Source organism: Streptomyces boluensis (assembly GCF_009908195.1).
Taxonomy (GTDB): Bacteria; Actinomycetota; Actinomycetes; order Streptomycetales; family Streptomycetaceae; genus Streptomyces; species Streptomyces boluensis.
In genome coordinates, this window is record NZ_JAAAHS010000441.1 from 1 (window position 1) to 5,672 (window position 5,672).

Sequence of the window (5,672 nt, forward strand, 5' to 3'; positions counted from 1 at the left end):
GGGGCGGGGAGGGGAAGGAGATTCAGCCCGTCCGGCGATTGAGGACGAGCCCGCAGGGCGATCGACGGCGCCCGAGTCGACAGCGCCGACCCCACTACGTAAGAACTCGCCCCCGCTGAGCGAAAAGCACCACAAGACCCACCACGAACCAGATCGCGCCGACGACCTGCGCGGTGTGCGAGGCCTCCACGATCACCGCGACCGTGATGACCGCGCCGACCACCGGAAGCAGCACGTGCCGCCACCAGACGACCGGCCCGCCCTGCTTGCGTACCGCGAACCACGACACCACGGACGCGTGCAGCAGCGTGAACGCCACCAGGGCGCCGATGTCCACCACCGACACCAGGTGGTCCATGCCGTCGTCGCGCCGCGCCGCCCACACCGCGGCCACCAGCGTGATCACCGCGGCGACACCGATCGCCACCCGCGGAACCCCCGAGTCCGTACGCGAGAGGACCTTCGGTAGGCGCCGCTCACGGGCCATCGCGAAGACGAGCCGCCCGGCCGCCGCCTGCCCGGCGAGCGCCGCGAACGCCGCGCCGATCGCCTTGCTCACGGCCACCAGATCGTGCAGCCAGCTGCCCACCGACACATCCACGGCGTCGTAGAACGCCGAGCCCTGCTTGGCCGGTTCCGCGGCAAGCTCCGCCGACGACACCGGTTCGAGGAGCGCCACCAGGTACGTCTGCGCCACGAACAGGAAGCCCGCGAGCGCCAGGCAGAACAGCACCGCGCGTGCCACCTTCGCCGAACCCCCGGTTACCTCCTCCGCGAACGAGGCGATCGCGTCGAAGCCCAGATACGAGAGCACCGCGATCGACACCGCCCCGAGGATCGCGCTCACCGCGAAGCCCCCGTCACCGGCCAGCGGCGTCAGCCAGCCGCGCCGCGCCCCGTCCTGGGCGAGCACCACGAGCGCGGAGACGATGAACACCAGGAGGACGACGATCTCCATCGCGAGGACGGCGAAACCGACCCGCGCGGCGGCCCGTACGCCCCACAGGTTCAGGGCCGTGGTGATCACCACGGCAAGCGCCGTCCACACCCACCGGGAGACCTCCGGGACCAGCGCGTTCATCGCGATCCCGGAGAACAGATAGGCCACCGCCGGGATCAGCAGATAGTCCAGCATCGCCATCCACCCGGCGATGAAACCGGGCCCCTTGCCCAGCGCCACGCGCGCGTAGGCGAAGACGGAGCCCGCCTGCGGGACCACCTGGACCATCTGCGCGTAGCTGAACGCGGTGAATGCCATCGCGACCGTGGCCACGAGGTAGACAAGGGCGACCGCGCCGTTCGACTTCGCGTCCAGGGCGCCGAAGACGCCGACCGGCGCCATGGGGGCGATGAAAAGCAGCCCGTAGACCACCAGGTCCTTGAAACCGAGGCTCCGCCGCAGGCCCTCATGCGTGTCCTGGCCGGACCCGGAGCCCGCCCCCGGCGTGCTGCTGTCGCCGTCACCCGACACTGGCGCCTCCAAGACCCCGGCCGGTCCGCTGTGAACCGGCCGTACCAGTCTCCCCAAGGTGTGGATCTTTGACGCGCTGGGAGCGCCCTTACGATGGGGGCATGACTGCACAGACCCAAGCCCGCCGCGTCCTGCTGGCCGCCCCCCGCGGCTACTGCGCGGGCGTGGACCGCGCCGTGATCGCCGTCGAGAAGGCCCTGGAGCAGTACGGGGCTCCCGTATATGTCCGGCACGAGATCGTGCACAACAAATACGTCGTGCAGACGCTGGAGAAGAAGGGTGCGATCTTCGTCGACCAGGCCACCGAGGTACCGCCGGGCAACATCGTGATGTTCTCCGCGCACGGCGTCGCGCCCTCCGTGCACGAGGAGGCCCGCGAAGGCCGCCTCGCCACCATCGACGCCACCTGCCCGCTCGTCACCAAGGTCCACAAGGAAGCCGTCCGCTTCGCCAACGAGGACTACGACATCCTCCTCATCGGCCACGAGGGCCACGAAGAGGTCATCGGCACCTCCGGCGAGGCCCCCGACCACATCACCCTGGTCGACGGCCCCGAGGACGTGGCGAACGTCGAGGTGCGCGACGAATCCCGCGTGGTCTGGCTCTCCCAGACCACGCTCTCCGTCGACGAGACGATGGAGACGGTCGACGCCCTGAAGGAGAAGTTCCCGAACCTGATCTCCCCGCCCTCGGACGACATCTGCTACGCCACGCAGAACCGCCAGATCGCCATCAAGGAACTGGCCGTCCAGTCGGACCTGGTGATCGTGGTCGGCTCCAAGAACTCCTCCAACTCCCAGCGCATGGTGGACGTCGCCAAGCAGGCCGGCTGCCCCGAGGCACACCTCGTCGACTTCGCCTCCGAGATCGACGAGACCTGGCTGGACGGCGTCACCACCGTCGGCGTCTCCTCGGGCGCCTCCGTCCCCGACATCCTGGTCGAGGAAGTCCTCGCCTGGCTGTCGGAGAAGGGGTACGGCGATGTGGAGATCGTCAAGACCGCCGAGGAGTCCCTCACGTTCTCGCTGCCCAAGGAGCTCCGCCGCGACCTGCGCGCCGAGGCGGCCACGCTGATCGAGGAGCGCACGGGCCGCCCCGCCTCGTAACGGACCTGGCCGCACCCCGTAGCGGACCCCGCGACCGGCGCCATCTCGTGACTGTCAGTGCGCCGTCGTAACGTGGTGTCCATGCAGATCTTCGGCGTGGACATCGGCGGATCCGGCATCAAGGGCGCCCCGGTCGATCTGGCACGGGGCGACCTGGCCGAGCCGCGGCACAAGGTGCTCACCCCGCACCCGGCGACACCGGACGCGGTGGCGGACGGCGTCAAGGACGTCGTCCGCCACTTCTCCTGGGACGGCCCGGTCGGCATCACCTTCCCCGGCGTCGTCACCGGCGGGAGCACGGTTCGCACGGCGGCCAACGTGGACAAGGGCTGGGTCGACGTGGACGCCCGCGCCCTGCTCGGCGAGCGCATCGGCTCCGGCCCGGTCACGGTGCTCAACGACGCGGACGCCGCCGGGGTCGCCGAGATGCACTTCGGCGCCGGCCGCGGCCGCGAGGGCACGGTCCTGGTGCTCACCCTGGGCACCGGCATCGGCAGCGCCCTGTTCGTCGACGGCACGCTCGTGCCCAACACCGAGCTTGGCCACCTGGAGCTGCACGGTCACGACGCCGAGAAGCGCGCCTCGACCAAGGCGCGCGAGGACGAGGACCTGACCTGGGAGCACTGGGCGCACCGGGTCCAGAAGTACCTCGCGCACGTGGAGATGCTGTTCTCGCCCGAGCTGTTCGTCATCGGCGGCGGCGTCAGCCGCAAGGCGCACAAGTTCCTGCCCCTCATCAAGGGCATCAAGGCCGAGATCGTCCCCGCGGAGCTGCAGAACAACGCGGGCATCGTGGGCGCGGCGATGGCGGCGAGAGCGAACGCACCCGCGTAACGGCGGACGTCGGTGGCCGATCCGGGGGGCTCAGGACGGCTGGGCGGGCATCCGGCGGCGCTGCGGTGCGCGGGCGGCACGCTGCGCGGCCCGCTTGCGCCCCATGATCCGCACCTTGCGTACGGAGGCGATCACTCCGGCGATCAGCGTCCCGCCGTACAACCACCCGGCGTGCATCGCGAGCGCCGTCACCAGGCCCATGACCTGACCGCCGAAGCCGTCCGAGCCGCCCGAGAGCGGCAGCATCCCGACGGCGAACGCGATCGGCACGGCCACCGGCGCCGTCACCAGGTCGGCCGGCCGCACCCACGCCGCCGTCAGCGCGCTGACCGGCAGGAACAGCAGCCCGTACGCCACCGCGGAACCGTCGAACAGCAGCCGGTCGAGGCAGGCGACGAGCAGCATGACGACCATGCAGAACAGCCCGCTGCCGAGCCCCGTGAGCCGCGGGTTGGGCAGCGCGCGCACCGCGGCGACGCCCTTGCGCACGGCGCGCAGCACCCGGCGCAGCGCGATGACCAGCGGCGGGCCGGGGTGGCGTGGCCGGGACGCGGCGCGGTACACGGTGGCGCCGCCGGGAGTCGGTCCGGTGCCGGGCCGCGGCCCGCCCGCCTGCGGCGGCAGCGGTGCGGTTCGTCGCGCTCTGTCCCTGGGCGGTCGCGTCCTGTGTTGCTCCACCGCTCCAACCTAGGTCGGCGGGCTCCGGAAAACCGCCCTTGGACACGCGTTTTGGCCGACCTTGGCCCTGCGTTCGACGGGCCCCGCCGCCCGGTCCACGGGCGGGCGGCGGCGGGGGCCGGGGCGCGCCGTAGACTGGTGGATCGGCCCGGCAGCCATCGGGTCCTCCACAAGACCTCACGTACGGGAAGTCGCAACGTGTCGCTCACGATCGGAATCGTCGGCCTGCCCAATGTCGGCAAGTCGACCCTTTTCAACGCCCTGACCAAGAACGACGTGCTGGCGGCCAACTACCCGTTCGCCACCATCGAGCCCAACGTCGGTGTCGTGGGCGTGCCCGACCCGCGCCTGGACAAGTTGGCCGAGATCTTCGGTTCGCAGAAGATCCTTCCGGCGACGGTGGACTTCGTCGACATCGCGGGCATCGTGCGCGGCGCGAGCGAGGGTGAGGGCCTCGGCAACAAGTTCCTCGCGAACATCCGTGAGTCCGACGCGATCTGCCAGGTCATCCGTGCCTTCCAGGACGAGAACGTCGTCCACGTCGACGGCAAGGTCTCGCCGAAGAGTGACATCGAGACGATCAACACCGAGCTGATCCTCGCCGACCTCCAGACCATCGAGAAGGTCCTGCCGCGCCTCCAGAAGGAGTCGCGCATCAAGAAGGACATCGCCCCGAAGGTGGCGGCCGTCGAGGCGGCGAAGGAGATCCTGGAGCGCGGCGAGACGCTGTCCTCGCAGGGCATCCTCAACGGCTCGGGCAAGGAGGAGCTCCTGCACGACCTCCACCTCCTCACCACCAAGCCCTTCCTCTACGTCTTCAACGTCGACGAGGACGAGCTGACCGACGACGCTTTCAAGGCCGAGCAGAGCGCCCTGGTCGCCCCGGCCGAGGCGATCTTCCTCAACGCGAAGCTCGAGGCGGACCTCGCCGAGCTGGACGAGGAGGACGCCCTGGAGCTCCTCCAGTCCGTCGGCGCCGAGGAGCCCGGCCTCGCCACCCTCGCCCGAGTCGGCTTCAACACCCTCGGCCTCCAGACCTACCTGACGGCCGGCCCGAAGGAATCCCGCGCCTGGACGATCAAGAAGGGCGCCACGGCCCCGGAGGCGGCCGGTGTCATCCACACCGACTTCCAGAAGGGCTTCATCAAGGCCGAGGTCATCTCCTTCGCGGACCTGGTCGAAATGGGCTCGGTCGCCGACGCCCGCGCCAAGGGCAAGGCGCGTATGGAGGGCAAGGAGTATGTGATGCAGGACGGGGATGTGGTGGAGTTCCGGTTCAACGTGTGAGCCGCGCATTACCGTGGATCTGCTGGATTAGCAAACAGTCAGGTCGGGTGGGGCCGCCCCGATGCCGGGGCGGCCCCGTTCGCGTACCGGTGGCTGGATTTTGGCTGGATGGGCGGTTCGCCACCTGTCGTCACCCGTGGTTCTTCGTACGCTGGCTGGATACCGGCTGGGTGGCACTGAACGGCGAGTCAGGGCGCCCTACGTGCCGTCTACGAAGTGGTCGAACTCTCCGGCCTGTACGCCGAGTGCGAAGGCGTCCCACTTGGCGCGTTTCGTGGTGACGACGGTGTCCGGGG

At 70.0% G+C, this 5,672-nt stretch carries 5 protein-coding genes and 1 pseudogene; 3 read left to right on the plus strand and 3 right to left on the minus strand.

Annotation, left to right across the window (positions count from 1 at the left end; genetic code table 11):
* Nucleotides 1–94: 94 nt before the first annotated feature.
* Nucleotides 95–1,402: an APC family permease gene (locus tag GUY60_RS33175; RefSeq protein WP_246235969.1), complete on the minus strand. Its 1,308-nt coding sequence runs from the start codon at nt 1,400–1,402 to the stop codon at nt 95–97.
* Between the two features lie 170 nt (nt 1,403–1,572).
* On the opposite strand from GUY60_RS33175, the gene GUY60_RS33180 reads away from it, so the two are divergent.
* Nucleotides 1,573–2,577 carry a 4-hydroxy-3-methylbut-2-enyl diphosphate reductase gene (locus tag GUY60_RS33180; RefSeq protein ID WP_161704669.1) on the plus strand — a complete coding sequence of 335 codons (1,005 nt, stop codon included), beginning with the start codon at nt 1,573–1,575 and terminating at the stop codon, nt 2,575–2,577.
* An 81-nt stretch (nt 2,578–2,658) separates the two neighbouring features.
* Nucleotides 2,659–3,411, plus strand: a complete 753-nt coding sequence (gene ppgK / locus GUY60_RS33185; protein WP_161704671.1) for a polyphosphate--glucose phosphotransferase — start codon at nt 2,659–2,661, stop codon at nt 3,409–3,411.
* Nucleotides 3,412–3,441: 30 nt separating this feature from the next.
* On the opposite strand, the gene GUY60_RS33190 is transcribed toward ppgK, so the two are convergent.
* A complete protein-coding gene (locus tag GUY60_RS33190) occupies nt 3,442–4,089 on the minus strand; it encodes a DUF6542 domain-containing protein (RefSeq protein WP_187370192.1) in 648 nt (215 codons plus the stop codon).
* 198 nt (nt 4,090–4,287) lie between these two features.
* On the opposite strand from GUY60_RS33190, the gene ychF reads away from it, so the two are divergent.
* Nucleotides 4,288–5,376: a redox-regulated ATPase YchF gene (ychF, locus tag GUY60_RS33195; RefSeq protein ID WP_161704673.1), complete on the plus strand. Its 1,089-nt coding sequence runs from the start codon at nt 4,288–4,290 to the stop codon at nt 5,374–5,376.
* Nucleotides 5,377–5,574: 198 nt separating this feature from the next.
* Here the strand turns inward: ychF and GUY60_RS39300 are convergent.
* Nucleotides 5,575–5,672 (minus strand): annotated as a pseudogene (locus tag GUY60_RS39300) (DUF397 domain-containing protein); the annotation flags it as partial.

What these genes read in the sequence shown, in the direction of transcription:
- GUY60_RS33180 (WP_161704669.1), top strand. Translation starts at nt 1,573, where the DNA reads ATGACTGCACAGACCCAAGCCCGCCGCGTCCTGCTGGCCGCCCCCCGC.
- ppgK (WP_161704671.1), top strand. Translation starts at nt 2,659, where the DNA reads ATGCAGATCTTCGGCGTGGACATCGGCGGATCCGGCATCAAGGGCGCC.